The organism is Kribbella sp. CCNWLW201, assembly GCF_037203805.1.
Lineage (GTDB): Bacteria > Actinomycetota > Actinomycetes > Propionibacteriales > Kribbellaceae > Kribbella.
In genome coordinates, this window is record NZ_JBBCBQ010000015.1 from 1 (window position 1) to 26904 (window position 26904).

The following is a 26904-nucleotide window of genomic DNA, read 5'->3' on the forward strand; positions in this document are numbered from 1 at the left end:
GAAGGCGCCCTTGACGCACACCGCCCCGACTAGCACCATCACGCAGCGGAGACCGCGAAACCACGACCCGTCTCCCCCCCAAAACCAACCCGCTCCCAAACCACCGGCAGAACCTCACGCACGAGATCAGGGGGCAGTCGTACGGCGGTGGGCGGCGATGGCTCGGTGGGCCTCGTGCCACCAGAGCAACAACGTGGTGAAGGAGGCGGCGGCGAGGCCCCAAGCGGCGCCTTCAGGGCCGGACAGGTAGGCGCCGCCTACGCCGCAGACGATGAGGATGACTGAGGAGATCAGGCGGACGCGGAGGCCGCGGGTGGCGGCGGCTAGGGCTCGCATGATGGCGAAGGCGCCGGCGTTGGAGGCGCCGAAGGCCTGGAGCAGGATGACCGGGACCATGACGGTGCTGGCCTGCGCCCATACGCCCGGGCCGAGGAGTTGCTCCCCGACGACCTCGGGCAGCAGCAGGAAGACCGCTCCCCACGCCAGCGCACCCGCTCCCACTCCAAGCGAGATCGCCAGACCGACCAGCCACAGCCTGCGATACGAATGCCGCAGCGCCCGCGCCGCTTCCGGGACGGAGATCATCCGGATGCCCTGGTTGAGTACGTTGACCGGGCCGAGCAGGACCTGCGCACCCCGGATACCCGCGGTCGCGGCCAGACCAGCGGCGGCCGTGATGCCAAGCATGTACACCTGGATCGTGCCCGACACCGCGAGCATCTCCCCCATGTACTTCGGGGTCAGATCCCAATGCGTCCGCACCCACTCGCGGATCAACTGCCGCCGTGGTGACACCCCCGCCTGGAACCGCCCGGCCACGGCAGCGATCACCGCGCCGAGTCCCCATCCGAGCGTCAGCGTGAACGCGGACGCCGCCCCGGTGAGATAGAGCCCGCCGAAGATCGCGAGCATGGCGACCAGCCAGATCAGGTCGTTGACGAACGCTCGATGTCCTTCACCAACGACGAAGAACGCCCACCGCCAAGCGTCCTGCAGCAGCAACCCGGGCATCGTCACCGCGAACGCGATCAGCACACCCCTCGACGGCACCCCCGGTACGGCCGCGATCGCGAGGCCGATCAGTAGCCCGACGAAGCCCATCAGCAGTGCGGTCGCCGTACTGGCGCGAACTGCTCGTTGCCACGCCGGACTGCGCTCACCCGAGTACCGGACAGCCAGTGGCTCGGTGGAGACGGCCCGGGAGACGTTGAGGGCGATCGTGTAGCCGCCGAAGGCGAGGGCGTAGACACCGAAGTCAGCGACCGTACTGGAGCGCGCGACGACCACGCCGACAGCGAGGTTGCTCAGACTGGACAGGGCCTGGTCGGCCATCCCCCAGCCCGCCCGGCCGGCCGGTCCGGCCAGTCGCCGGAGCTTCGGCCGCCGGGGGAACTTCACCGCAGCACTCTAGACGGGCCTCGGCGGATTGCGGAGGATGCCGAACAGGAAGCGCGGGATTCCCAGCACGTACCGGCGCCACAGCCGCCGGGGCTCCTTGTAGAGCCGGTAGCTCCACTCCAGCCCGGACCGCTGCATCCACAGCGGGGCCCGGTCCAGGCGCCCGGTGTGGAAGTCGAACGCGGCGCCGACACCGATCAGGATCGCGGCGTCCAGCCGGTCGCGGTGCTCGGCCATCCAGCGCTCCTGCTTCGGAGCGCCGAGGCCGATCCAGATGATGTCCGCCTTGGACGCGTTCATCCGCGCCACCACCTCGGCGTCCTCGGCCTCGGTCAGCGGGCGGTACGGCGGGCATTCGACACCGTTGACCTTCAACGCGGGGTGGCGTTCCTGGAAGGTGTCGCGCAGCTCCTCGGCGACCGTCTCGGCCCCGCCGTAGAAGTACTGCGTCCAGCCACGCTCAGCCGCCTCGGCCATGACACGCTCGAGCAGGTCCGGCCCGGCGACCCGGCCCATCCGGTCGAACCCGGCCCGCTTCCCAGCCCACACCAACGGCATGCCGTCGGGCACGGTCAGACCGGAGGTGTTGAAGACCTCGGTGAGCTTCTCGTCGGCGCGAGCGTGCAGCAGCGAGTTCATGTCGGTCACGCAGACCAGGTGCCGCTCGCCGCGGTCGATCCAGCGCACGAACGTCTCGACCGTGTCGTCCAGGTCGGTCACGCTGACATGGATGCCCAGCACATCGACCCGGTCGGCCGTGCTGGTCCCGCGGGTCGTCTCCACCTGCATGTCGGTCATCCGTCAGTCTTCTGGGGTCAGCGCGGCCAGATCCGCGTCGACCATGATCCGGACCAGCTCGGGCACGTGAACCTGGGCCTTCCAGCCGAGCTCGGTATTGGCTTTGGACGCGTCCCCGATCAGCGAGTCCACCTCGGTCGGACGCTCGTACCGCTGGTCGTAATCGACGTACTCCTCCCAGTCCAGCCCGACGTGGTCGAAGGCCAGCGCGACGAAATCCTTCACCGAGTACGACGTCCCGGTCGCGATCACGTAGTCCGACGGGGTGTCGTGCTGCAGCATCCGCCACATCCCCTCGACGTACTCCGGCGCATAACCCCAGTCCCGGCAGGCATCCAGATTCCCCAGATACAGCCGCTGGTCCAGGCCGAGCTTGATCCGGGCCACCGCACGGGTGACCTTGCGCGTCACGAACGTCTCACCACGCCGCGGACTCTCGTGGTTGAACAAGATCCCGTTCACCGCGAACATGTCGTACGCCTCGCGGTAATTCCGCGTCATCCAATACCCATAGAGCTTCGCCGCGCCGTACGGCGACCGCGGATAGAACGGGGTCTCTTCGTTCTGCGGCGGCGGTGTCGCACCGAACATCTCCGACGACGACGCCTGGTAGAACCGGCAGTCCAGCCCGATCATCCGGATCGCCTCGAGCAACCGCGTCGTACCCATCCCGGTCGTGTCACCGGTGTACTCCGGTTCATCAAAGCTGACCCGCACATGCGATTGCGCTGCCAGGTGATACACCTCAGCCGGCTGGATCGACGCCAGCAACGTCACCAGCCGCGACCCATCGGTCAGGTCCCCGTAATGCAGGAACAACCGCTTGTCCTCAGCCTGCGGACCCTCGTACAGATGATCGATCCGGCGGGTGTTGAACGTCGACGCACGGCGGATCAGGCCGTGCACCTCGTATCCCTTGGCCAGCAGCAACTCGGCCAGGTACGAACCGTCCTGGCCGGTGATCCCGGTGACGAACGCCTTCTTCATGAGACATGCTCCAGGTACCAGGCGTACGTGGCGGCGACACCGTCTTCGAGGGACACCGACGGCTTCCACCCCAGCGCGTTCAACCGGCTCACGTCGAGCAGCTTGCGCGGGGTCCCGTCCGGCTTGGACAAATCGTTGCTGATGGCACCGGTATAGCCGACGACGCGAGCGACCAGCTCGGCCAGCTCACGGATCGTCACGTCCGCCCCGACACCGACGTTGATCGGCTCCGGCGCGTCGTAGTGGTCCAGCAAGTGCAGGCACGCGTCGGCCAGATCGTCCACGTGCAGGAACTCGCGCCGCGGCGTACCGCTCCCCCACAGCACAACGTCAGAAGCCCCGGTACGGCGAGCTTCGTGGAACCGGCGGATCAACGCCGGCAGCACGTGGGAGCTCGTGGCATCGAAATTGTCGTTCGGACCGTACAGGTTCGTCGGCATCGCCGAGATCCACCGCAGCCCGTACTGCCGCCGGACCGCCTGGACCTGCATGATGCCGGCGATCTTGGCGATCGCGTACGCGTCGTTGGTCGGCTCCAGCTCACCGGTCAGCAGACTCGACTCGCGGATCGGCTGCTCGGCGTACTTCGGGTAGATGCAGGACGACCCCAGGAACAGCAGCCGCGGCGTGCGGACCTCCAGCGCGGCATCCATCAGGTTCACCTGGATGCGCAGGTTGTCGCTGAGGAACTCGGTCGGATGGTCCCGGTTCGCCAGGATGCCGCCGACTCGGGCCGCCGCATCGATCACCACGGCCGGCCGGTGCTCGCGCAGGAACGCGAACGTCGACGCGCGGTCCCGAAGGTCCAGCTCGGACGACGACGCACCGATCAGGTGCTGGTAACCGGCCGCCTCGAGCCGACGCCAGATCGCCGAACCGACCAGGCCACGATGGCCGGCCACGTAGACGGGTGCATGAAGGTCCATCAGTACGCTCCCGCACCGTAGATCACCGCGCGCACGGTCTTCCAGAGGATCAAAAGGTCCAGCGTCATCGACCAGTTGTCGACGTACCGCAGGTCCAGCCGGACCGACTCGTCCCAGGACAGGTCGCTGCGGCCGCTCACCTGCCACAGGCCGGTGATCCCGGGCTTGACCAGCATCCGCCGGGAGTCGTCCGCGGCGTACAGGGCGACCTCTTCCGACAGCGGCGGACGCGGGCCGACCAGGGACATGTCACCGCGCAGCACGTTGAACAGCTGCGGCAGCTCGTCGAGCGAGAAGCGGCGGATCCACCGGCCGAGCGGGGTCATCCGCGGGTCGTCGCGCATCTTGAAGATGACGCCATTGCCGTCGCTCAGCGCGTACAGATCACCGAGCCGCTGCTCGGCGTCGGCGTACATGCTGCGGAACTTCAGCATGGTGAACTCGGCACCCGCGCGCCCGACCCGTTGCTGCCGGAAGAGCACCGGCCCGGGGCTGGACAGCCGGACGGCGATGGCCAGGCCGATCAGCAGCGGCGACAGCAGGGTGATGAGACCGAGCGCGACGACCCGGTCGAAGACGGCCTTCATCAGGTGCGGCCCGCCGCTGACCGACGGCCGCTCCAGGTGCAGCAGGGACAGGCCGGCCACCGGGCGGACGGAGATCCGCGGGCCGGCGACCTCGATGATGCCCGGCGACACGATCAGCTCGATACCGCGCTGCTCCAGCGCCCAGGACAACCGGCGCAGCGACTGCCCGGCCAGCTCGGGATCGGTGGCGATGGCAACCACTTCCACCGCGTGCCGGTCGGCGGCGGCCAGGATGTCCGGCTCGTCCAGCTCCTCCGGCTGGATCGGCCCGGTCGAGTGACCGTCGCCGCGCGGCCGGCAGGTCGCCACCACCCGGAACCCGTCCGTCGGCCGGCTCTCGAGGTGCTCACACAAGGTCGCGGCCGGGCCACTACGCCCGACCACGAGAACCCTGTGCATACAGCGACCTCGGACCCGATGCCGATGCAAGTCCTTTCGGAGCGCATAACGCAGCACCAGCGCCGATCCCACCATCACCGGAATCGCCAGTACGACGAAGCCGCGAGCGATCTCGGTCTTGGTCACGTACGACGCCATCGCGACGGCGGCCGTGAGACCGACACCGGAGCGCAGCAGCGACCGGAACTCGTCCGGACCGGCGCCGAAGTAGCGGGTGTCGTACCCCTTCGAGAGGGCGACCGCACCCACCCAGGCCAGCGGAAGCACACTGCTGACGAGCAGATAGCTGCTACCGACGTGGTAGCCGAACCGGGTCAGGAGAGCGATCGAGACACCGAGCATCGCGGCCAGCAGGTCGCCACCGACGGCGGCCCAGCGGTAGACGCCGACCCAGTGCGGCTCGGTCGACCGCGACGGCAGCGGAACGATCGCGGGCACCTCGTGCGGCACCACCCAGAGCGGCCGGCGGCCATCGACCGCGTCAGGCGCCTCTGCTCCGCTCACTCCGACCTCTCGTCTCGCGCTGCGACAACCTGGACACGGTGCGTGTCCGGCGCAGTCTGCAGTCTTCCTGTCTCTACTGTCAAACGGTGATCGCCACGCAAGGTGACGGCAAAATCATGCCTGCCCCACAATCCCCAGAGTTCACCCGCGCGTCGGCGACAAGACATCGCAGATTACTACGCGGGCAGGGTCGCGGCGAGCGACGACCCGAATACCTTGTGGAGAACTTGCACAGGCCGGTGACCGACTGGTCAGACCAGCGACTTCTCGGTCCGGATCCCGGTCTGCCGGAGGAAGCTCAGCAGCCGCCGGCCGACCACGTCGGCGGCGAAATCGTGCTCGAACCGGGCCCGTGCGGCGACCGCCATCCGGGCCTGCCGCTCCGGGTCTTCCATCAGCTCGATCAGCACCCCGGCCGCGGCCTCGACGTCATCCAGCGTCCAGAAGAGTCCCTCAGTCCCGGGCTGCACCACGTCGGGCACTCCACCGACGGCCCCGGTGATCACGGGCAGGCCTTCGGCCATCGCCTCGACCAGCACGATGCCGAAGCTCTCCATCGTCGAGGTGTGGCAGTAGACCCGGTGCTCCCGCATCAACGGCCGTGGCTCCGGCTGGTACCCGAGGAAGCGGACCTGGTTCGTGATGCTCAACTCGGCAGCAAGTGCTTTCAGCGACTGGCGCTCAGGCCCGTCGCCCACGATCGAGAGCGTGTAGCGGTGACCGCGATCAGCGACGGCGCCGAGGACCCTCAGCAGATAGTTGTGGTTCTTCCGCGGTTCCAGCCCGCCGACGGTGATCAGATCCGCGACCGGCTCCGGCCGCTCCCCCACAGCCCCACTCTCAGGCACCGGGTTGGGTACGACGGCATTCGGCACGTCTCGCAATGCCGGGATCCGCTCCTCCAGCTCGGTCTTGTTGAACCCGGAGACGTAGACGATCCCGTCGAGCTCGCTGAGCACGCTCTCCTCGAACGACCGGATCGACCGGAACAGAGCGCCGTACCGCGGGATCTCGCCCTTGTCGGCCCACTCGTCGGCCTGGGAGATGTTCAGGTGGGCCACCATCACCACTGGCTGGGTGGTGCGGACCCGCAACGCGACCGCAGTGGAGATCGGGCACTGGGTGTAGATGACGGCGTCGGGTCGCCCGGCGAGGTGCCGGCGCAGTGCGTGCTCGAGGTAGTGGGCGTGCCAGTGCTGGTGCCACCACACTCCGGCCGGCCGGTTGACGCGGCGGATGCCGACCCGGGCGGCGAACATCGGCAGTACGAACGGCGAGCGGGCAGAGAACGGGCTGACGATGCTGACCGGCTCGGACGCCGACCGCAGGTACTCGTCGAACGTCCGGACATGGCTCTGCAGCCCCGACGGCCCGTGCAGCTTCATCAGCGTCGCGATGACTACCTCGTTCACGCCACTGCCTCCTCGTGATGAGCGAAGTGCTCGTGCTGGGCCTTCCGCAGCCGGCTCCACCAGATCCAGATGCCGACCACGGAGGCGATCGCTGTGCCCCAGACAGCGCCCTGCGCGTCGAGGAGGATCGCTCCGACCGCGGCCAGTCCGACGAACAGTCCGGTCACGGTGAGCTGGCACTGCATGGTCAGGTCGGCCCGGCCGAGAGCACGCAGACCCGCGGACGGTCCGACGTGCATGCAGCCCGCCGCGTAGCTGACGATCACGCCGAAGGTGAGCACGCGCGCATCCGGCCAGACAGTCCCGAGCACCAGCTCGCCAGGTCCGAACGGGAAGATCACGACCACCACGAGGCCCCAGGCCACGCCCATTAGCGCCAGGCCACCGCTCAGCGCGAGGCAGAGCCGCGCCAGCGGCCGCCGCCCGCGGGTGAGTGCCCGGGCCGCCTCCGGTACGGCGACCTGCCCGACCCCCATCAACAGCGCGGCCACCGGACCGATGAGCATCTCGGCACCGCGGATCGCACCCGCGGCCGCCAGACCGCCGGTCGCCGCGACCACGAGGGCCCGGATTTGACCGCCCGCACCGAGGACGACGTTCTCGATCAGGAACCGGACGCCGAGATCGCGATGGCTGTGCAGCCAGCTGAGCGCATGGGCCGGTCGCGGCAGGATCCGCGCCTGCCAGGCACCGAAGACCCCGGCCACGGTCGCCGTTCCGCCGAACACCAGTACGGCGAAGGTGATGCCACCACCAAGGTCGGCGGCAGCACCCAGCGCCAGGAGGCTGATCAGCAACACGGTCCACACGGTGTCATTGACGAATGTCTTCGCACCCTCGCCCGCCGCGAAGAAGGCCGACCGCCAACTGTCCTGCAGCATCAGGCCAGGCAGAACGATGCCGAGCGCAATGAACGCCTTGGCCGCGTCGGAGCCCGGCGAGTGGTGTTGCCAGACCAGACCGGCCGCCACACAGAGGGCACCGCCGACCGCGCCGACCAGCAGCGCGACACCGGTCGCGGCCGCCACCGCACTCCGCCAGCTCTCCTTGCCGGCGGCACTGAAGCGAACCATCACCGCGTCGGTGGCCAGCGCCCGCGAACAGTTCAACGCGATCGCATAGGCAACGAAAGCCAGTCCGAGCGCGCCAAGGCTGGTGGCGCCGAGCAACCTGGCCACGAACACACCGAGCAGGAAGTTCCCCAGGCTCGACACCGCCTGGTCGGCGATTCCCCAGCTCAGCCGGCGAGCGATCTGCCGCCGGATCCCCGCAGCGTGGTGCGGCCTCGGTCCGGCGTGCTGGGCCCCCAGTGCAGCGTGCCGGCCGGTCATCGGGTTCTCGCCGGGTGGGCCTCGAACAGTACGGCGGTCAGCTCGGCGAACTGCTCGTGGAGCCGGTCCCGATTCACCTGGTTCCTCTCGGCCAACGTCTGAGTGATCTCGTCGCGGTCGGTCCAGAGGGCGGCGAACTGCTGCTCGAGCAGGTCCACGTCGAGTTCCTGGATCTGCTGGATCCGGTCGCCGACACCCATCAGCTCCATCAGGGCGACATGCTTTTGGCCGTAGCAGATCGCGACCGTGGGCTTGCCGAGCTTCAGCGCCACCTGCACGGTGTGGTACCGCGTGCCGATCACCGACTCGACCGTGCTGAGTTGCTGCATCAGTTCGTCGACGGACGAGAACGATTCGTACACCACCGGTGCCTCGCCCGGCCCGGACCAGTGCGCCCGCGCGTCCGCGAGGACCTCGAGGGCAACCGGTTCGTCATCCTCGTCACCGATCAGCAGCCGGACCCGATGGCCGTCATCGAGCAGCCGGCGGACGAACAGGCTCATCTTGTCCGTGTACTCGGCCTGGATCTCTTCGGCTCGGGCCCGGTCGTCCGGCGCACCGGAGTACGCCATCACGCCGACGCCCACGGCCCCGGTCGCTCGCGGCGTACCGGGTGGGGACGGCAGCGCGAAGACGAGGTCGGGATAGACGTGGTCGTTGGCACCGGCCATGCCCATCTCGCGGGCCGCCTCCAGGGACGCCTCGTCGCGGAAGGATCGGTAGTAGGCCAGCTTCGCCGACTTCGCCAGCAACCAGCCGGTCAGCCGTTGCCGGACGACCGTCGCGCCCGCACCGACGAACGCGACCTTCGTGCCGAACACCCGGCCCGCCAACGACATCAGGAACTGCGAGTACGGCAGCTCCCAGGGCCGCTGCGGCAGGCTCGACTCCAGCACGCCCATTCCGGGCACGATCACCACGTCGTGGCGTCGTACCCAGGCAGGGATCCGCCAGGTGTCGATCAGCACGCCGAGGCCGATCCGCGCGGCCGTCAGGCCGACGTTCAGCAGGCGCGACCGCGCCGGTTGCCGCGGTCCGTGCAGCCAGTTCAGCTGGGCGGCCGGCAGACCGTAGCGCTCGGTCACTCGCTCGGGTCCGGAACACAGGCTGTCCAGCACCGCCTCAGGCCGCTCCGCCTTCAGGTAGGCGAGCACGGCCTCGAGGGTCGCGTCGTTGCCGATGTTGCCGGAACCGAGCCGCCCGAACAGGCCGACCCGCGGCGGGTGATCCGCCACCTCAACTCCCTTCCTGGCCGGCGACCACAGCGCGCACCGACAAGGCGTCGACGGCGCCGAAGTCCTCGATGGGCGATGGGCCGGAGCGGCCGGGGAGACGCCGGGTGATCCGGCTCGCCAGCCAGCTGCGGATCTGGCGGTTGCACGCGCGCCGCTCGGCCGCCGACAGCGGAGCCCGACGTACGGCGGCGAAGTAGCCCCAGATGTATTCGGCGACGAGCCGCGCGGGCGGGTGGATCAGCTTGTTGGACCGCCGTGGGTCGAGGTTCCGCGACCAGCTGCTGATGGTCGGGTTGGCCTGCAGCGCGCGGCCGTCGTGGTGGCGGCGGAAGTACAGCCAGTCCGGCACCTCCAGGAACCTGCCGTGCAGCACGAGCTCGGCCATGAACACCTGGTCCGCGTGGTAGAAGCTGTCGTGCGGCTTCACCCGGCGCAGCACGTCCGCGCGCATCACGCCGTAGAAGTCGTCGGCCCGGATCGCGCCGGGCAGATCGCCGTCGAAGAGCATGCTGCGGAGTCGCTCGGAGGCATCCGGCGCGTCGGTCGCGAGCGGGTACTCCAGGGCCTGGATGACGTTGTCCTCGCCGTCGATCGCGGCGGTCCACGTGTGCGCCAGGATCGCGTCCGGATTCTCGTCCAGCAAGGCGATGCAGCGGGCCACCAGGTCGCGCGCCCAGAGGTCGTCGCCGGAGGCCCACTTGAACAGCTCGCCGTGACTCTTGCGGAAGACGAAGTCGTGGTGCGGCGCCGCACCGATGTTCCGCTCCTGCCGGTAGAACGTGATCCGCGGGTCCTGCTTCGCGTACTCGCGGCAGATGTCGTCGGTGCCGTCGGTGGACGCGTTGCTGGACAGGATCAGCTCGAAGTCGGTGTAAGTCTGGCCGAGGACCGCGTCCAGCGACTGCGCCAGGTACTCCTCGCCGTTGTAGACCGGCAGCCCGATGCTGAGTCTTGGGTGAGTGGTCATGTCGGACTCCCAACTGAATCGACTGCCGTAGGTCGGCCGGTCCGGTGCACCGGGCCGAGGAAGTATGGAGAGCTCGCCAGGACGACGACCGGCACGGCCAGCAACCCGCCGCTGACCACGTCGGTGAACCAGTGCATCGACAACAGCAGCAGCGACAGGCCCATGGTCAGCTCGGTCAGCACGACCAGGAGCCAGGCCCAGACCGGCGGGTGCTCGCTGAGCACCAGCAGAGCGCCGCCGAGCGAGATCAGCAGGACGACCATGTGCCCGGACGGAAAAGCACCGCCCAGCGAGCTGGTGTCGCCATGCGGGTCAGGGCGCTGGATGACCGCTTTGGACACCACGGTGAGCAGTACGGCGATCGCGCCGAGCACCGCGACGAACCAGAGCGGACGCCACCGGCGCCGCCGGATCGCGGCGTACAGGCCGGCCGCCCCGAGCAGGGCTAGTGCGACCGGCGGCATCAGGCCGTCGACCACGTTGCCGAAGATCAGTTGCCAAATGCCCCAGACATCGTTGGGACGGAACACCTGGCGGAGTTCGGAGTCCATCCGAGCGGTGGTGTCGTCCGTGACGAGAACGGCGAGCACCAAGAAGGCCACCGTGCTGACCACTGCCAGCAGATGTGCCCACGTGAACCTCCTGAACAGCACAGGCTCCCTCTCAGGCGTACTTGCGGAAGACGGGCTGCACCGGGCGACCGGGCAGGAACGCCGTCACGTCCTGGGCGTCGAGTGCCTTCCGGTAGACAGTGCAGGCCTGGGCGACCACCTCGACCGTGCGGTCGATGTCGGTCTCGGTCAGGGCACTGCTCACCACGAAGGACGGGCCGATGACACCGCCGAGGATCAGCTCTCGGAGGAAGAGCGTGCGGTAGGGCTGCGACGGGGCGAAGTTCTCGTCGAGCGTGGCGAACACGAGGTTGCTGGCCCGGCCCCGGACGACGACGTGCTCGTCGACGCCGGCCGCCGCGGCGACCTCCCGGACGCCCGCGGCCAACCGGTCACCCAACCGGTTCAGCCGGTCGGTGATGCCTTCTTCCGCGTAGACGTCCATCACCGCGATGGCCGCGGCGAGTGCGTGCGTCTCGGCGCCGTGCGTGGTGGACAACAGGAACACGCGCTCCCGGGTGTCCCGCAGGCCGCCGAGTTCCATCAGGTCGCGCCGGCCGGCCAGTGCCGACACCGCGAAACCGTTGCCCAATGCCTTGCCGAACGTGGAGAGGTCGGGCGTCACGCCGTACAGGCCCTGGGCGCCGGCTGCCGACCAGCGGAAGCCCGTGATCATCTCGTCGAAGATCAGCAGTGCGCCGTACCGGTGGGCCAGGTCGCGCAGGCCTTCCAGGTAGCCCTCCGGCGGGTCGTGCTGCGTTGCCGCCTCGAGGATGAGGCAGGCGACCTCACCGTTGTAGCGGCACAGCATCTCCTCGGTCGCGGCCAGATCGCCGTACGGGAAGGCCACTGTCAGGTCGCCGATCTCGTCCGGGATGCCCGCGGACATCGGCGTCCGGGCGATGAACCAGTCGTCGATCGAGAAGAACGCGTGGTCGGAGCAGATCGCCACCAGCGGCCGGCCAGTGACGGCCCTCGCCAGCTTCACCGCCGCGGTGGTGGCGTCAGAGCCGTTCTTGGCGAACTTCACCATCTCCGCGGTCGGCACCGAGGTCAGGAACCGCTCGGCGGCCTCCAGCTCGACGATGCTCGGCCGGACGAAGTTGCTGCCCCGGTCGATCTCCCGCCGGACCGCCTCGAGCACCCTCGGGTGCGCATGGCCGAGGCTGACCGCGCGCAGGCCGGAGCCGTACTCGATGTACTCGTTGCCGTCGACATCCCAGACGTGGGCACCCTCGCCGCGGGCGATCACCGGGGCCATGTCGGCCGGGTACTGGTCCTCACCCTTGGCGTAGGTGTGCGCCCCGCCGGGGATCAGGTCGTGCAGCCGCTTGTTGGCCGCGACGGAGTTACGGAACGACTTGGTCATGAGAGCCTCGCGGTGGCCAGGGCCAGTGATGGTGCCGCCTTGTCCCGGTCGGACATCAGGCTGACCGGCAGCGGCCACGGGATGTCGAGGTCCGGATCGTCGTACGCGATCGAGACGTCCTCGGAGGGGTCGTGCGCCCGGTCGATCCGGTACGACACGTCGGCCGGCTCGGTCAGCGCCTGGAACCCGTGCGCGCAGCCGGCCGGTACGTAGACCGTCACCTGGTTCTCCCCGGTGAGGTCGAAGAACTCACGGTTCCGGTACGTCGGCGAGTCGGGCCGCAGATCGACGACGACGTCGAAGACCGCGCCGTACGAGCAACGCACCAGCTTAGCCTCGCCCGCCCCGGACCGGACGTGCATGCCGCGGACGACACCCTGCCGCGACCGCGAGATGCTGTCCTGCACGAAGGCGTCCGGGTCGAGCCCGGCCGCCTTCACCACCTCGCGGTCGAAGGTCCGGGAGAAGAACCCGCGCTCGTCGGCGTGCGGGGTCGGGCGGAACAACAGCGCTCCCGCGATCCCCGGTACCTCGACGACGTCCATGCTCACCGCCCCATCTCGTGCGGCTCGGGCAGCGGAACCAGGTACGTCGCACCCCAGCCGCCATCGGCCTCGAGCTGCGAGATCACCTCGTCGGCGATGTCCCAGGTGAGCACCAGTACGACGTCCGGCCGCGCGGCCCGGAGTTCGTCGATCGGCCGGATCGGGACCATGCAGCCGCCAGGGATCCGGCGGCCGTGCTTGCCGGGCGCCATGTCCACGGTGAACGGCAGCAGGTCCGTGGTGACCTTGCTGAGGTCCAGGAGCACAGGTGCTTTCGAGGGAGCGCCGTACCCGAGGACTGTCCGGCCGGCGGCCTTGTGGCGAGTGAGCTCGTCGTGCAGCGCGCCGGCCGCGTGCCAGGCGGCCTCTTGCAGGCTGGCCAACTGGACCTCGTCGGCGATGCCTGCGGCGTCCTCGTCCTCGAGCAGCACATCGACCGACGCATCCGGTACGGCGTCCGCGGTGTGCCGGAGCATCACCATCAGGCTGCCGCCGAACATGTCGACCTGCTTGACCGACTCGACCGTCAGGCCGTGGAGCGCGCCGAGCCGCTGCACCGCCCGGAGCGACAGGTAGGACCAGTGGCCGTGCCGGATGGTGTCGAACTGGTTGCCGATGAACAACGGCAGCAGGTGGTGGAACTCCATCACCAGCAGCCCATCGGGCGCGAGCCGCTCGGCCCGCACCTTCAGCAACTCCCCGATCGCGGGCTCGTGCACGATGCCGTGGACATCCACCACCAGATCGGCTTTCTCGCCGTCACCGGCCAGCCGGCACCCGGCGGCGTACAAGTGCTCGAGCCACGATCCGCCGTGGTGGCTGGCGAACTCGAAGACGACACTGCCGCTGAGCTCCGGGTAGTCGCGCAGAATCTCCTTCACCGAGGACTCCGCGTGCGCGATGCTCGTCGCGGACTCGACCGCCAGCGGCTCCTCGGGCAACTGCGCCTCGACCGGGCCGAGCTGGACCAGCGTGCAGTCGCGGCACAGCCACAGCTCCAGGGGCCAGCGCGGATCGGGACCTGGGGTGTCGGCCGTCGGGAAGTAGTCGGCACACGGCTGCGCACCGATGTCCACCACGGGTACGACGTTCTCGCCCGCGCACCCACGACACTTGAAGATCACTTGTTCCCCCTCGGTCACCATGTCAACGTCGCTTTGGCCGTGGTGAACGCTTCGGCGTACTGAGCCCGGCATTCCATCCCGCGCAGCCTGGCCAGCCCGGCGAACACCTCTTCGTCGAACCAGTCGTGCGGGACCTGGGACGGGAAGGCCTTGTGCAGCCGCGCGATCTTCTCCCGCAGCAGCTCCTCGGTCAGGTCGACGTACAGCCACGGCCGGCTGATGTCGCCGTCCCACTTGGGGATCTCGTAGTGCAGCACCAAGTGGTTGCGCCACACCGTCGGCGCCAGCTCGGCGATCAGCCGGTGGTCCTGGTGCGCGTCGGTCCGGCTCGGTGCGAACACCAGGTCAGGCTTCCGGTCCCCCCGGGCCGTTGCCTCGAGCAACTCTTTGGTCTCGTTCCAGTACGACGGCAGCCAGCCGTCCGGCAGCTCGGCCGAGGTGACGGTCACCTCGCACTCCGGCAGGAACAGCTCCGCGGCGCGGCGGGCCTCGTCGAGCCGGTGCGGACTGCCCGTCGCGATGACGAACTCGGCGGTCAGCTCCGGGACCGACTCGGCCAGCTTGAGCAGCGTGCCGCCGCAACCGATCTCGATGTCGTCCGGATGAGCGCCCAAGGCCACCAGGTGGACCGGACGCTCGATCAGACCGAGCTGGAACGGGAGCATCAGATCGCCACCACCATGGGCGCGTCGTCGCCCTGGAGCTCGAACGGCTTCTCCAGCACCTGCGTGCGCTGCTCGCGGCTCTCGTGGCTCCACAGCGCCCACGGCTTCTTGCCGGAGCGGTACAGCTCCTCGAGCTGGCTGCGCTCCTTGAGTGTGTCCATCGGAGCCCAGAACCCGTGGTGCGGGATCGCCTCCAGCCGGCGCATCGCGGCCAGCCGGGGGAACGCGTCGCCGACCAGATCCTCGTCCTCGTGCAGGACGTCGAAGATCTCCTTCTTGATCACGAAGTACCCGCCGTTGATCCACACGTTCAGGTCGGCCGCCGACCGCAGCCCGGTGATCCGGGAGTCGGTTCCGAACTCGACCACGTGGAAGGACGCCTGCGGCGGCACCGCGAGCAGGCTGGCGGTGATGTCGCTGGTCATCACGTGGTCGACGATCTTGTCCATCGGCGCGTCGGTCAGCACGTCGCCGTAGTTGGCCAGGAACGCGTCGTCGTCCTCCAGGTACGGCCGGACCCGGCGCAACCGCTCACCGATCGAGGTGTCGATCCCGGTGTCGACGAAGGTGATCTTCCACTCGCTGATGTCGGAGTCGAGCAGCTCGATCCGCTGCCCGCCCTTGGTCATCACGAAGTCGTTGGAGACCGTCTCCTCGTAGCGCAGGAAGTACTCCTTGACCGCGGATCCCCCGAACCCGAGACAGAGAATGAACTCGGTGTGCCCGAAGTGTGCGTAGTAGCGCATCACGTGCCACAGGACCGGCCGGTCGCCGATCGTCATCATCGGTTTCGGTGCGGAGTCCACCCCGCTGCGCATCCGCAGCCCGAACCCCCCACAGAAGATCACGACCTTCATTGACTTTTCCCCTCCCCCACAACGAACGCTGTCGTGTTCAGATCACTTCGAGGCGCGGGATGGGTACGACGAACTTCGCGCCCCACTCCCGTGCGTAGCCGAGCTGGTGCACGATCTCCTCGCGCAGGTTCCACGGCAGGATGACGATGTAGTCCGGGCGCACCTCGGCCAGCCGCTCCGGTGCGTAGATCGGGATGTGCGTGCCGGGCAGGAACATGCCGTGCTTGTGCGGGCTGCGGTCGACCGTGAACGGCAGCAGGTCCTCGCGGATACCGCAGTGGTTGAGCAACGTGTTGCCCTTGCCCGGAGCGCCGTACCCGGCGACCGTCTTGCCGTCGCGCTGGGCCTGGATCAGGAACTCGACCAGTTCGGCCTTGATGGTGAAGACCTCGCGCGCGAAGCCCTCGTGTCCCTCGACCGTGTGCAGCCCGGCGTCTGCTTCGTCCTTCAGGACCTTGAGCACCAGCTCCGACGGCTCCCCCGCCGTCTCCACCGGCTGCGACATCAGGCGCAGCGACCCGCCGTGGCTGGCCAGTTCCTGTACGTCGACCACCTTCAGGCCGGCCTTCTCCAGCGCGAGCGCGGCGGTCCTGAGGGTCAGGTACTGGTAGTGCTCGTGGTAGATCGTGTCGTACTGACGACGCTCGATCAGCCGGAGCAGATGCGGGAACTCCAGCGACACCAGGCCGTCGTCCTTCACCAGTGCCCGCAGGCCCTTGGCGAAGTCGACGATGTCCGGGACGTGCGCGAACACGTTGTTGCCGACGACAAGGTCCGCCTTGCCGTGCCGGGCGGCCGCGTCGGTGCCGGTCTCCTCGCCGAGGAAGTAGCTCTCGGTCCGGATGCCCTTCTCGTTGGCGATCTCGGCGATGTTCGCGGCCGGCTCGATGCCGAGCACCGGGATGCCGAGGGCCACCGCGTGCTGCAGCAGGTAGCCGTCGTTGCTGGCCGCCTCGACGATCAGGCTCTCGGCACCGAGGTCCAGCCGCTCCTGCATGTCCACCACGAACCGGCGGGCGTGCTCCACCCAGCTGGTCGAGTACGACGAGAAGTACAGGTAGTCGCTGAACACGTCGTCGGCCGCGACGTACGCCGGCAGCTGGACGAGCAGGCAGTTGTCACAGATCCGGACGTTCAGCGGGTAGAACGTCTCACCGCTGTCCAACTGGTCGGCCCGCAGGTAGCTCTCGCACGGCGGCGACATCCCCAAGTCGACGAACGTACGGGTCAAAGGCTCGCCGCACAGGCGACAGCCGAGAGATTCCCCCATCAGTGCTTCCCCTCGAAAACAGATGCCCCCGGTCCCGGGAACTGGTCATCGGTCTGCCGGCGCAACTGGTCGTCCACCAGTCCCGCCGACAGGAGCTGCTGGATCCGGCGCAACCGGACGAACTGCGCCGAGTCGAAGTCCTGCTGCGTCAGGCCGTGCCGCTCGTACGCGGCGGCCAGCTCGTCGACGCCCTTGCGCACCGTCCACTGCAGCTGCAGGTCCGGGAAGGTGTCGTTGAGCTTGGCGAAGTCGACCTTGTAGTTGCGCAGGTCCGGGCCGGCCCCCTCGGCGATCGACAGCGTCGACCCGGGGACGGCGTCGCGGACCATCTCGGCGATGTCGCGGACCTGGACCACGTCCTCTGACCGGCCGACGTTGAACGCCTGGTCGTGGATCACCTCGCGCGGGGACTCCAGCACCTTCAGGAACGCCCGGCTGATGTCCTCGATGTGCACCAGCGGCCGCCACGGGGTCCCGTCGCTCTCCAGCCGGACCTGGCCGCTGGTCATCGCGATCGCGGTCAGGTTGTTCACCACGATGTCCAGCCGCAGCCGGGTGGAGGCGCCGTACGCGGTGGCGTTGCGCAGGTAGGTGGGGCTGAAGGTGTCGTCGGCGAGCTTGGCCAGTTCCTGCTCGGCCAGCGCCTTGGTCTCGCCGTACGGCGTGACCGGGAACATCTCGGCGTCCTCGGCGACCGCTTCGGAGCCGGCCGCGCCGTACAGGCTGCAGGAGGAGGCGAACAGGAACCGCTCGACCCCGGCGTCCTTGGCCGCCTGGGCCACCTTGAGCGTGCCGTCCAGGTTGACCGAGTACGTCGCCTCGCGGTTCAGGTGACCGAGCGGGTCGTTCGAGAGCGCGGCCAGACAGACGACGGCGTCGTACCCCTCGAGCTCGGCCGGGCCGACGTCGCGCATGTCGCGCGGCCGGCGGTTGCCGATCGGATCCGGACCACCGAGCAGGTCACAGCCCTCGTAGAGCCCGGTGTCCAGCCCGTCCACCTGGTGCCCGGCGTTCCGCAGGAACGGCACCATCACCGCACCGATGTACCCGCGATCCCCGGTGACCAGAACTCTCATCCGCCCGCTCCTCCGCTCGGCTCTGTCGTCGCTACAACAGATCACCGAGCCGGGCGCCTGATACATCGCGCGCGGATCGGATTCCGGCCAATTCGGTGTATCAGCGTCGGGCCGTCGCTGCTCCATAGAGGGCTGAAGCAAGCACCGGGGGCCATATCAAGAGCAGGGCCACGCTCAATTGGGGGGCGTTATGAAGGTTGCCGTATTCGGCCTGGGCTACGTGGGGTCGGTGACGGCCGCGTGCCTGGCCGCCAACGGCCACGACGTCTGGGGGGTCGATGTCGACACTGCGAAGGTCGGTCCGATCACGGAGGGCCACAGCCCAGTGGTCGAGCCTGGTCTGGACGAGTTGGTGGCGGCGGGGGTCACCGCGGGCAGATTGCACGCGACCACCGACCCGCGACTGGCGCTGGACGGAGCGGACGTCTCGCTGATCTGTGTGGGCACGCCGTCCACCGCCAGCGGCAGTACCGATCTCACCTACATCCGGCGCGCGGTCCGTGACATCGCGGAGGCGGCCAGTGTGGTCGCACCGCCGTCGTCGGGCTTCCACAGCATCGTCGTCCGCAGCACCGTGCCGCCGGGCACCGTCGACGAGGTCGTCGAGCAGGTCCTGCGTGACGTGCCCGACTCGGGCGACTTCACCTTCGGTACGGCGATGTGCCCGGAGTTCCTGCGGGAGGGATCCGGACTGGCCGACTTCTACGACCCGCCGTTCGTCGTGGTCGGCACCAGGAACCCGAGAGTCGGTACCGCTCTGACCGACTTGTTCAGCTTCCTGCCGGTTGAGGTGCAGGTGGTCGACGTGCGGACCGCGGAGGCGCTGAAGTACGCCTGTAACGCGTTCCACGCGACCAAGGTCTCGTTCGCGAACGAGATGGGGCGGATCTTTCGGTACTACGGCGTGGACTCGCGCGAGGTCATGCGGATCTTCGTCCAGGACACCACCCTCAACATCTCGCCGTACTACCTGCGGCCGGGCTTCGCGTTCGGCGGATCGTGTCTGCCGAAGGACCTGCGGTCGGTCCTCCACCTGGCCCGCCTCAACGACACCGACCTGCCGCTGCTCGCCGGCACGCTCACGACCAACGAGCTGACCGTCCGCGACGTCGTCGACCGGGTCGTGGCCGGACCGGGCCGCGAGATCGCGCTGCTCGGCCTCAGCTTCAAGACCGCGACCGACGACCTGCGCGAGAGCCCGAGTGTCGAGCTGGCCGAGCGGCTGATCGGCAAGGGGTACAACCTGCGCATCTACGACTCGATCGTGAACCCGAGCCGCCTGGTCGGCGCCAACCTGCGGCACGTGCGGTCCAAGCTTCCGCACCTGCAGCGGGTACTGACCGCCGACCCGGTCGAGGCGCTCCGCGGCGCCGACCTGGCGCTGGTCTCGGCCACCGACACCGCGGCCATCAGCGCCCTGCTCACCACCCCGCCGGCCCGGACCATCGACCTGAGCGGCCGGCTCGGCGCCGAGGTCGAGGCGCTGCCCGGATACGAAGGAGTCGGCTGGTGAGTGGTCCGCGCGTCCTGATCATCATCCAGAACCTGTGGGTCCCGTTCGACCGCCGGGTCTGGCTGGAGTGCCAGGCCCTGGCGGCGTCCGGGTACGACGTGACCGTCGTGTGCCCCAAAGGTCCGGGCGATCCGTCGTACCAGGTGATCGACGGGGTCACCGTGCACCAGTACAAGGCGTACGCACCCGGCGGCAGCAAGATCGGGTTCGTCGCGGAGTACGTGTACTCGTTCCTGATGACGCTGCGGCTGGTACTGCGGGCCCGCAAGGCCGGCCGGTTCCAGGTCATGCAGGCCTGCAACCCGCCGGACATCTTCTGGCCGATCGCGATGCTGCTGCGCCGGCTCGACCGGACCCGGTTCGTGTTCGACCACCACGACCTGTGCCCCGAGCTGTTCCAGTCCCGCTTCGGCGGTACGACGAGCCCGGCGTACAAAGGACTGCGCTGGCTGGAGCGACGGACGCACCGTACGGCGGATCACGTCATCTCGACCAACGACTCGTACCGCCACATCGCGATCACCCGCAGCGGCAAGGCCAACCACGACGTGACCGTCGTCCGCACCGGGCCCGACCCGGAGAAGCTGCGCCGGGGCACGGCCGACGAGTCGGTCCGTCGCGGCCACCGCTACCTGGTCACGTACATCGGCGTGATGGGTCCGCAGGACGGTGTCGACATCGTCGTCCGCGCGGCCGACGTGATCGTCAACAAGCTGGGCCGCAAGGACATCGCGTTCACGCTGATGGGCGGCGGTGACGCATTCGACGAGGTGGTCGCGCTCCGGGACGAGCTCGGCCTGGCCGAGCACGTCGAGTTCACCGGCCGGGTGCCGGACGAGACGGTCCGCACGGTGATGTCGACGGCCGACCTCGGGCTCTCGCCAGACCCGAAGAATCCGCTCAACGACGTCTCCACGATGAACAAGACGATGGAGTACATGGCGTTCGAACTGCCGGTCGTCGCCTTCGACCTGATCGAGACGAACGTGTCGGCCGCCGAGGCCGCCGTGTACGTGGAGCCGAACGACGTGGCGCAGTACGGCCAGGCGATCGTCTCCCTGCTGGACGACGAGGTACGCCGCCGCCGGATGGGCAGGTTCGGTCGCGAACGGGTCGAGCAGGTGCTCGCCTGGAAGCACCAGCAGAAGGCCTACCTCGAGGTGTACGACCGGCTCACCGGTCACTCCAGCGTGCTCCGCGACTTCCGCCAGGCTGCGGGGTCCTGACGTGTGTGGCATCGCCGGCTGCTACCAGCAGCACGACGGTCTCGCCCTGGCCGAGACGATGAGCGACCGGATCGCGCACCGCGGTCCGGACGCCGACGGTGTGTACCGGTTCGAGGACGGTGACATCCGGGCTTACCTGGCGCACCGCCGGTTGTCGATCATCGACCTGTCCTCGGGTGCGGACCAGCCGTTCACCAAGCGCGGCCTGACGATCAGCTACAACGGTGAGCTCTACAACTACAAGGAACTGCGCGCCGAGCTGGCCAGGTCCGGTGTCTCGTTCCGGACCAGCTCCGACACCGAGGTGGTGCTGGAGGCCTGGCGCCGTTGGGGTCCGGCGGCGCTGACGCGGTTCCGCGGCATGTTCGCGTTCGCGATGCTGGACGAGGACAGCGGCAGCCTGTTCCTGGCCCGCGACCCGCTCGGCATCAAGCCGCTCTACTTCCGCCGCCGGCACGGCGGCGTCATCTTCGCGTCCGAGCTGAAGGCACTGGTCGCCGCGATCGGCCCCGAGCTGCGGACCGATCCCGGCGCGCTGATCGCGTCGATGCTCTACTACTGGCTGCCCGAACAGCAGTGCGCGATCGAGGGTGTGGACAAGCTGCCACCGGGTTCGTGGGCCGAGTTCCGCCCCGACGGCAGCAGCCGGCACGAGACGTACTGGCGGGTGACCGACGTCGCCACCGAAGCGGCCGCCGGGCCGCCGGCCGACCTGCGGTCGGTGATCGAGGAATCGGTCGCCGCCCACTTGGTCGCCGATGTCGGGGTGTCGACGTTCCTCAGCGGTGGTCTCGACTCCAGCCTGGTCACGGTGCTGGCCAAGCGCCTCGACCCGGGCATCGACTCGTACACGATCACCTTCCGCGCGCAGGACCAGCGGCTGGAGGCGATGCCGGACGACGCGATCTACGCCCGCAAGGTGGCCCAGCAGTTCGGCATCGACCTGCACGAGATCGAGATCGCCCCGGACGTGGTCGAACTGCTCCCCCGGATCGTCGACATCCTGGACGAGCCGATCGGCGACCCGGCCGCGATCAACACGCTGCTGATGTGCGACACCGCCCGCGACGCCGGCGTCAAGGTGCTGCTGTCCGGGATGGGCGCCGACGAGTTGTTCGGCGGCTACCGCAAACACCTCGCCTGTGTGATGGGAGCGCAGTACCAGCGGCTTCCCGGCGTACTGCGCAACGGTCTGGTCGGTCCCGCCGTCCGGCGGCTGCCGGTCACCGCGAACGGACGCGGCCTGCGGTACGCGCGCTGGGCGAAGCGGTTCCTCACCTTCGCGGACCTGCCCGAGGAGACCGCGTTCCGACGCAGCTACACGATGTACGACGCCGATCAACTGGCCGGCCTGTTGAGTCCGGACCTGGAGCCGTACGTCGGGAAGCTGATCTCCGAGCACAGCGACATCTACCACGACACCACGCTCGACGACCACGTGAACCGGATGTGCCTGGCCGACGCGCGGATGTTCCTGCCCGGCCTGAACCTGGCCTACACCGACCGGTCCAGCATGGCCGCGTCGACCGAGGTCCGGACGCCGTTCGTGGACCCGATCGTCGCGCGGGCGGCGTTCTCCATCCCGGGCAGCGAGAAGATCCACCGGCGGACGAGCAAGCTCGCGCTGAAGAAGGCGGCCGAGGCGTGGTTGCCGAAGGAGATCATCTACCGGCCGAAGGCGTCGTTCAGCGCGCCGCTGCGGGCCTGGGTCCGCAACGACCTGCGCGAACTGGTGGACGACACCCTGCTGCGCGGCGACCTGGTCGGCAGCGGCTTCCTGCAGCAGTCGGCGGTCCAAGGGCTGGTCGACGACGAGCGGGCCGGGCGTGAGGACTACTCCAAGCAGATCTGGCAGCTGCTCACCCTCGAGACCTGGACCCGGCACATGCGCTCCCTGGGCGTCACCATCACCTCCCTCTGAAGGCTTCGCTCTCTCCGAAGGACTGGCATGAAACAGGTTGCACAGAACTACAAGTCCGGTGAGCTGGCGGTGCTCGACGTACCGCCGCCGAGCTGCGCGCCCGGAGGCGTACTGGTCCGCTCGCTCTACTCGCTGATCTCGACCGGGACCGAGCTGATGAAGGTGGGCGAGGCCAAGCTGTCCATGCTCGGCAAGGCCCGGGCCCGGCCGGACCAGGTGAAGAAGGTGCTGGACTCGGTCGCCCAGCAGGGTGCGCTCAACACCTACAAGAAGGTGATGAACAAGCTCGACTCCTACACCCCGCTGGGCTACTCGCTGTGCGGTGTGGTGGTCGAGGTCGGCGCCGGTGCCGAGGAGTTCAGCGTCGGCCAGCTGGTCGCTGCCGCGGGCAACGAGTTCGCTCTGCACGCGGAGTACAACTGGGTGCCCGTCAACCTGTGCGTTCCGGTGCCGGACGGCGTACGGCCGGAGCTGGCCGCCTTCTCGACGGTCGGCGCGATCGCGATGCACGGCGTACGGCAGGCGGAGGTACAGCTCGGCGACACCGCGGTGGTGATCGGGCTCGGTCTGGTCGGTCAACTGGTGGTCCGGCTGCTGGCCGCGGCCGGGGTCCGGGTGTTCGGGATCGACACGGTCGAGGACCGGTGCCGGATGGCGGAGAAGGCCGGCGCACTGCACTGCTCGTCGGCCGACGAGGCAGGGATCGCCGCGTTGGAGCGGTCGTTGCTGAATGCGTCGAACGGTCTGGGCGCCGACCACATCCTGCTCGCGGCCGGTGGTCACTCGAACGGTCCGGTCGAGACAGCGGCACGGCTGGCGCGGGACAAGGCGCGGGTGGTCGACATCGGCAAGACCAAGCTCGACCTGCCCTGGAACGCGTACTACGACAAGGAACTGGACGTCCGCTTCTCCCGCTCCTACGGCCCCGGCCGGTACGACGACCGCTACGAACTCGAAGGCATCGACTACCCCGCCGGCTACGTCCGCTGGACCGAACGCCGCAACCTGGAATGCTTCATCGACCTCATCGCCCGCGAACAGATCGACGTAGGCAGCCTGGTCGCCCGCATCTTCCCCATCGCCGACGCCACCGAGGTCTACCAGCAACTCAGCACCAACACCTTCCCCGGCGTCGGCTTCCTCTTCGAGTACCCGGACATTCCGGTGGAAGAGAAGAAGGAAACGACGAGGGTCGCAAGCACGGCTCAGAGCACTGCTGGTGCGCCGCGACTCGGATTCATCGGTGCGGGTAACTACGCGTCGTCCATGCTTCTTCCGCACCTGCAGAAGAACGAAGACGCAGTTCTCGCACACGTCGCCACCAACAAGTCGTTGTCGGCGGCGAACGCACAACGACGGTTCGGGTTCGAGCAGATCTCGACCGACGCCAACGAGGTGCTGACCAACGAAAGCCTGGACGCGATCTTCGTAGTCACCCGGCACAGCACACACGCCGAGCTCGCCTGCCGCGCCCTGGAAACGGGCAAAGCCGTCTTCGTCGAGAAGCCGCTTGCGTTGAACGACGAGGACCTCGATCGCATCGTCGCCACCGCGGATGCCACCGGCAACGACCGGCTGATGGTCGGCTTCAACCGCCGGTTCGCCCCGCTCCTGACCGACCTGCGCGACCGCTTCGGCACCCCCGGCGGCGGCTCCTCACTGCGCTACCTGGTGAACGCCGGCCGCCTCGACCCGTCCAGTTGGTACCTCGACCAGGACAAGGAAGGCAGCCGCTTCGCCGGCGAGGGCGGCCACTTCATCGACACCCTGAGTTGGTGGCTCGACAGCCTGCCCACCGAGGTGTACGCCGTACCCGGACCGGATGCCGGCGACGTGATCGTCAGCCTGCGGTTCGCGAACGGCTCGGTCGGCACGATCAGCTACGTCGGCGGCGGCAACGCGCGGTTCCCGAAGGAGACGCTGGACATCACCGGCGGCGGCCGCAACGGCCGGCTGGACAACTTCCAGAGCGCCTCGGTCTGGACCGGCCGGAAGCCGTCCGCCCGCAAGGCCCGCGGCACCGACAAGGGTCAGCGGGTCGAGCTGGAGCGGTTCGTCGCGGCGGTGAAGTCCGGCGGCCCGATGCCGATCTCGTTCGACTCCCTGATCGCCACCACCCGCGCGACCATCGCCGTGGACAAGAGCCTCGCGAGCGGGAGGCCGGAGAGCGTATGAGCCGTCAGCCCCTTGGCTGGTATGTCCGCCGCCTGCGCCGGATGTCCCCCACCGAGCTGGTCTGGCGCACGCGCGACCATGCACGACGTACTGCCTGGGCCTACCAGCAGGTCCGGCCCGGGCAGGACGCGACGACTCAGCTGCCGCTGCGCAAAGAGCTGACCTTCGCGGCGACCCTGCCTCCGCATGCGGCAGACGCCGTACCTGAGGAGGCGCGTACGGCGATCATCGCGACGGCCGACGCGATCATGGCCGGGAAGCTGGAGGTCCTCGGCGTCGACCGGACCGATCTGGTGTCGCCGGACTGGTTCCGTGATCCGATCACCGGCCGGCGATCGGATCCCGCGGAGTACACGTTCAAGCTCAATCATCGCAACGAGGCGCTGGTCGGGAACGTCAAGCAGGTCTGGGAGTTGTCCCGGCACCACCACCTGACCCAGCTGGCCGCGGCCTGGTACCTGACCCATGACGACACGTACGCCGATCGCGTCGCCGACCACCTGAACGACTGGTGGCGGTCGAACCCGTTCTTGTCCGGTGTCCACTGGGCCAGCGGGATCGAGATCGGGATCCGGCTGATCAGCTGGACCTGGATCCGGCGGCTGCTCGAGGACTGGCCCGAGGTCACCGATCTCTTCGAGCACAACGAACTGGCGTTGCGGCAGCTCTACTGGCACCAGCGCTACCTGGCGGCGTTCCAGAGCCGTGGTTCGTCGGCGAACAACCACGTGATCGCTGAGGCGGCCGGCCAGTTGGTTGGAGCTTGTGCGTTCCCCTGGTTCGCGCAGAGCGACAAGTGGCGCGCGGACGCGGCCGCACTGCTGGAGCGAGAGCTGGACGCCAACACGTTCCCGTCCGGCGTGAACCGCGAGCTCGCGACCGACTACCACCGCTTCGTCTCCGAGCTCGGCCTGTACGCCGCTCTGGAAGCGGACAACGCCGGCCATCCGCTGAGTCAGCAGACCTGGTCACTGCTGACTCGCACGTTCGACGTGGCCGCGGCGATTGTCGACGAGACCCTGCGGCCACCACGTCAAGGCGATGACGACGAAGGCATGGTGCTCGTCCTCGATCCGCCCGATGTGCACAGCTGGTCGGCGTTCCTGTCGCTCGGTGGAGCGGTGCTCGGCCGCCCCTCGTGGTGGCCGTCGAGTCCGTTGACGGCGACCGCCGTACTGGCCGGAAGTCTGGTCAACGGTCCGCAGCCGCATCGTCCGGCGGAGCGTCCGAACCACTTCGCGGACGCCGGGATCACGATTCTGCGCAGCCGCGACGCCGGGCCGGACATCTGGTGCCGCGCCGATGCCGGACCGCACGGGTTCCTGTCCATCGCGGCGCACGCCCACTGCGACGCGCTCTCGCTCGAGGTCCGGGTCGGCGGCGTCGACATCCTGGCCGATCCGGGCACGTACTGCTACCACGGCGAGGAGGAGTGGCGGAACTACTTCCGCTCCACCATCGCCCACAACACCGTCGAGGTCGCGGGGGCCGAGCAGTCCGTCTGGGGTGGCCCGTTCCTGTGGCTGCGCGGCGCGACCGGACGCGTACGGCGCTACGCCGCCGAAGGTGACGTGGTGACCTGGGATGCCGAGCACGACGGGTACCAGTCCGGCGACGTACCGATCACTCACCGGCGGACCGCCGTACTCGATGACGGCGTGCTGCGAGTGGAGGACAGGCTGGACCGGACGGCCGACATACGCATCGCGTGGCATCTCGGGCCGGAGGTGACGGTCGAGCTGGACGGCGCGGCCGGGCGGCTGAAGTGGCCGAACGGCTCCGCGGTCGTCGAGTTGCCGGCCGGGCTGAGCTGGACGGCGTACTGCGGCGGCGACGATCCGTTGCTGGGCTGGTACTCACCGCGATTCGGTCGCAAGGTGCCGATCACGACCCTGGTCGGCTCCGGCGTGCTCGAGCCGGACTCCCCCGCGATCAGCACATTTCAATTCCGGTCCTGACCGGAGCCTGCTGTATCAGCGTCAATTCCCAGCCCTCTATTACTGCGAAC

22 protein-coding genes are annotated in these 26904 nt (G+C 68.6%); 5 read left to right on the forward strand and 17 right to left on the reverse strand.

All coding sequences use genetic code 11. The features are described 5' to 3' along the window. Positions 1 to 126: 126 nt before the first annotated feature. From V9K99_RS39245 to V9K99_RS39325, 17 genes are all read right to left on the reverse strand, one after another. Positions 127 to 1398: a hypothetical protein gene (locus V9K99_RS39245; RefSeq protein WP_337009619.1), complete on the reverse strand. Its 1272-nt coding sequence runs from the start codon at positions 1396 to 1398 to the stop codon at positions 127 to 129. A 9-nt stretch (positions 1399 to 1407) separates the two neighbouring features. Then, positions 1408 to 2196, reverse strand: coding sequence for a WecB/TagA/CpsF family glycosyltransferase (locus tag V9K99_RS39250; protein WP_337009621.1), 789 nt, complete (start codon positions 2194 to 2196; stop codon positions 1408 to 1410). 3 nt (positions 2197 to 2199) lie between these two features. Next, a complete protein-coding gene (gmd, locus tag V9K99_RS39255) occupies positions 2200 to 3183 on the reverse strand; it encodes a GDP-mannose 4,6-dehydratase (protein ID WP_337009622.1) in 984 nt (327 codons plus the stop codon). After that, positions 3180 to 4109, reverse strand: coding sequence for a GDP-L-fucose synthase family protein (locus V9K99_RS39260; RefSeq protein ID WP_337009624.1), 930 nt, complete (start codon positions 4107 to 4109; stop codon positions 3180 to 3182). The genes gmd and V9K99_RS39260 overlap by 4 nt, the downstream gene beginning before the upstream one ends. Beyond that, positions 4109 to 5599: a sugar transferase gene (locus tag V9K99_RS39265; protein ID WP_337009626.1), complete on the reverse strand. Its 1491-nt coding sequence runs from the start codon at positions 5597 to 5599 to the stop codon at positions 4109 to 4111. The genes V9K99_RS39260 and V9K99_RS39265 overlap by 1 nt, the downstream gene beginning before the upstream one ends. 251 nt (positions 5600 to 5850) lie before the next feature. Beyond that, on the reverse strand, positions 5851 to 7011 hold the full coding sequence (locus V9K99_RS39270; protein ID WP_337009628.1) for a glycosyltransferase family 4 protein: 1161 nt from the start codon (positions 7009 to 7011) through the stop codon (positions 5851 to 5853). Next, positions 7008 to 8342 carry a hypothetical protein gene (locus V9K99_RS39275; RefSeq protein ID WP_337009630.1) on the reverse strand — a complete coding sequence of 445 codons (1335 nt, stop codon included), beginning with the start codon at positions 8340 to 8342 and terminating at the stop codon, positions 7008 to 7010. The genes V9K99_RS39270 and V9K99_RS39275 overlap by 4 nt, the downstream gene beginning before the upstream one ends. Next, positions 8339 to 9577 carry a polysaccharide pyruvyl transferase family protein gene (locus tag V9K99_RS39280; RefSeq protein ID WP_337009632.1) on the reverse strand — a complete coding sequence of 413 codons (1239 nt, stop codon included), beginning with the start codon at positions 9575 to 9577 and terminating at the stop codon, positions 8339 to 8341. The genes V9K99_RS39275 and V9K99_RS39280 overlap by 4 nt, the downstream gene beginning before the upstream one ends. Position 9578: 1 nt before the next feature. Then, on the reverse strand, positions 9579 to 10544 hold the full coding sequence (locus V9K99_RS39285) for a glycosyltransferase family 2 protein (RefSeq protein WP_337009634.1): 966 nt from the start codon (positions 10542 to 10544) through the stop codon (positions 9579 to 9581). Continuing rightward, positions 10541 to 11197 (reverse strand): phosphatase PAP2 family protein, encoded by a 657-nt coding sequence (locus V9K99_RS39290; RefSeq protein ID WP_337009636.1) that lies wholly within the window; start codon positions 11195 to 11197, stop codon positions 10541 to 10543. The genes V9K99_RS39285 and V9K99_RS39290 overlap by 4 nt, the downstream gene beginning before the upstream one ends. A gap of 10 nt (positions 11198 to 11207) precedes the next feature. Continuing rightward, on the reverse strand, positions 11208 to 12524 hold the full coding sequence (locus V9K99_RS39295) for a glutamate-1-semialdehyde 2,1-aminomutase (protein WP_337009638.1): 1317 nt from the start codon (positions 12522 to 12524) through the stop codon (positions 11208 to 11210). Continuing rightward, entirely contained in the window at positions 12521 to 13069 is a 549-nt protein-coding gene (locus V9K99_RS39300) for a dTDP-4-dehydrorhamnose 3,5-epimerase family protein (RefSeq protein ID WP_337009640.1), read from the reverse strand. Before V9K99_RS39300 ends, V9K99_RS39295 begins: the two co-directional genes overlap by 4 nt. A 2-nt stretch (positions 13070 to 13071) precedes the next feature. After that, on the reverse strand, positions 13072 to 14193 hold the full coding sequence (locus V9K99_RS39305) for a class I SAM-dependent methyltransferase (RefSeq protein WP_337009642.1): 1122 nt from the start codon (positions 14191 to 14193) through the stop codon (positions 13072 to 13074). 14 nt (positions 14194 to 14207) lie between these two features. Then, entirely contained in the window at positions 14208 to 14858 is a 651-nt protein-coding gene (locus V9K99_RS39310; RefSeq protein ID WP_337009644.1) for a PIG-L deacetylase family protein, read from the reverse strand. Further along, positions 14858 to 15715 carry a glucose-1-phosphate cytidylyltransferase gene (locus tag V9K99_RS39315; protein WP_337009646.1) on the reverse strand — a complete coding sequence of 286 codons (858 nt, stop codon included), beginning with the start codon at positions 15713 to 15715 and terminating at the stop codon, positions 14858 to 14860. Before V9K99_RS39315 ends, V9K99_RS39310 begins: the two co-directional genes overlap by 1 nt. Positions 15716 to 15752: 37 nt before the next feature. Continuing rightward, positions 15753 to 16985 (reverse strand): class I SAM-dependent methyltransferase, encoded by a 1233-nt coding sequence (locus tag V9K99_RS39320; protein ID WP_337009648.1) that lies wholly within the window; start codon positions 16983 to 16985, stop codon positions 15753 to 15755. Then, positions 16985 to 18061 carry an NAD-dependent epimerase/dehydratase family protein gene (locus tag V9K99_RS39325; RefSeq protein ID WP_337009650.1) on the reverse strand — a complete coding sequence of 359 codons (1077 nt, stop codon included), beginning with the start codon at positions 18059 to 18061 and terminating at the stop codon, positions 16985 to 16987. Before V9K99_RS39325 ends, V9K99_RS39320 begins: the two co-directional genes overlap by 1 nt. A gap of 190 nt (positions 18062 to 18251) precedes the next feature. On the opposite strand from V9K99_RS39325, the gene V9K99_RS39330 reads away from it, so the two are divergent. Genes V9K99_RS39330 through V9K99_RS39350 form a run of 5 tightly spaced genes read left to right on the forward strand, consistent with a single transcriptional unit; the run spans position 18252 to position 26854 of the window. Beyond that, the gene (locus V9K99_RS39330; protein ID WP_337009652.1) at positions 18252 to 19574 is read left to right on the forward strand and encodes a UDP-glucose dehydrogenase family protein; all 1323 of its coding nucleotides are present in this window, start codon (positions 18252 to 18254) and stop codon (positions 19572 to 19574) included. Continuing rightward, entirely contained in the window at positions 19571 to 20800 is a 1230-nt protein-coding gene (locus V9K99_RS39335; RefSeq protein WP_337009655.1) for a glycosyltransferase family 4 protein, read from the forward strand. The genes V9K99_RS39330 and V9K99_RS39335 overlap by 4 nt, the downstream gene beginning before the upstream one ends. Before the next feature lies 1 nt (position 20801). Beyond that, a complete protein-coding gene (gene asnB, locus V9K99_RS39340) occupies positions 20802 to 22721 on the forward strand; it encodes an asparagine synthase (glutamine-hydrolyzing) (protein WP_337009657.1) in 1920 nt (639 codons plus the stop codon). Positions 22722 to 22748: 27 nt separating this feature from the next. Beyond that, a complete protein-coding gene (locus V9K99_RS39345) occupies positions 22749 to 24896 on the forward strand; it encodes a bi-domain-containing oxidoreductase (protein WP_337009659.1) in 2148 nt (715 codons plus the stop codon). Further along, on the forward strand, positions 24893 to 26854 hold the full coding sequence (locus tag V9K99_RS39350; RefSeq protein ID WP_337009661.1) for a heparinase II/III family protein: 1962 nt from the start codon (positions 24893 to 24895) through the stop codon (positions 26852 to 26854). The genes V9K99_RS39345 and V9K99_RS39350 overlap by 4 nt, the downstream gene beginning before the upstream one ends. Positions 26855 to 26904: the final 50 nt, after the last annotated feature.

Excerpts from the sequence above, each read along its gene's own strand:
- gmd (WP_337009622.1), bottom strand. The coding sequence starts at position 3,183 with ATGAAGAAGGCGTTCGTCACCGGGATCACCGGCCAGGACGGTTCGTAC.
- V9K99_RS39285 (WP_337009634.1), bottom strand. The coding sequence starts at position 10,544 with ATGACCACTCACCCAAGACTCAGCATCGGGCTGCCGGTCTACAACGGC.
- V9K99_RS39325 (WP_337009650.1), bottom strand. The coding sequence starts at position 18,061 with ATGAGAGTTCTGGTCACCGGGGATCGCGGGTACATCGGTGCGGTGATG.
- V9K99_RS39250 (WP_337009621.1), bottom strand. The coding sequence starts at position 2,196 with ATGACCGACATGCAGGTGGAGACGACCCGCGGGACCAGCACGGCCGAC.
- V9K99_RS39260 (WP_337009624.1), bottom strand. The coding sequence starts at position 4,109 with ATGGACCTTCATGCACCCGTCTACGTGGCCGGCCATCGTGGCCTGGTC.
- V9K99_RS39315 (WP_337009646.1), bottom strand. The coding sequence starts at position 15,715 with ATGAAGGTCGTGATCTTCTGTGGGGGGTTCGGGCTGCGGATGCGCAGC.
- V9K99_RS39295 (WP_337009638.1), bottom strand. The coding sequence starts at position 12,524 with ATGACCAAGTCGTTCCGTAACTCCGTCGCGGCCAACAAGCGGCTGCAC.
- V9K99_RS39310 (WP_337009644.1), bottom strand. The coding sequence starts at position 14,858 with ATGCTCCCGTTCCAGCTCGGTCTGATCGAGCGTCCGGTCCACCTGGTG.
- V9K99_RS39320 (WP_337009648.1), bottom strand. The coding sequence starts at position 16,985 with ATGGGGGAATCTCTCGGCTGTCGCCTGTGCGGCGAGCCTTTGACCCGT.
- V9K99_RS39350 (WP_337009661.1), top strand. The coding sequence starts at position 24,893 with ATGAGCCGTCAGCCCCTTGGCTGGTATGTCCGCCGCCTGCGCCGGATG.
- V9K99_RS39275 (WP_337009630.1), bottom strand. The coding sequence starts at position 8,342 with ATGACCGGCCGGCACGCTGCACTGGGGGCCCAGCACGCCGGACCGAGG.
- V9K99_RS39330 (WP_337009652.1), top strand. The coding sequence starts at position 18,252 with ATGAAGGTTGCCGTATTCGGCCTGGGCTACGTGGGGTCGGTGACGGCC.
- V9K99_RS39300 (WP_337009640.1), bottom strand. The coding sequence starts at position 13,069 with ATGGACGTCGTCGAGGTACCGGGGATCGCGGGAGCGCTGTTGTTCCGC.
- V9K99_RS39345 (WP_337009659.1), top strand. The coding sequence starts at position 22,749 with ATGAAACAGGTTGCACAGAACTACAAGTCCGGTGAGCTGGCGGTGCTC.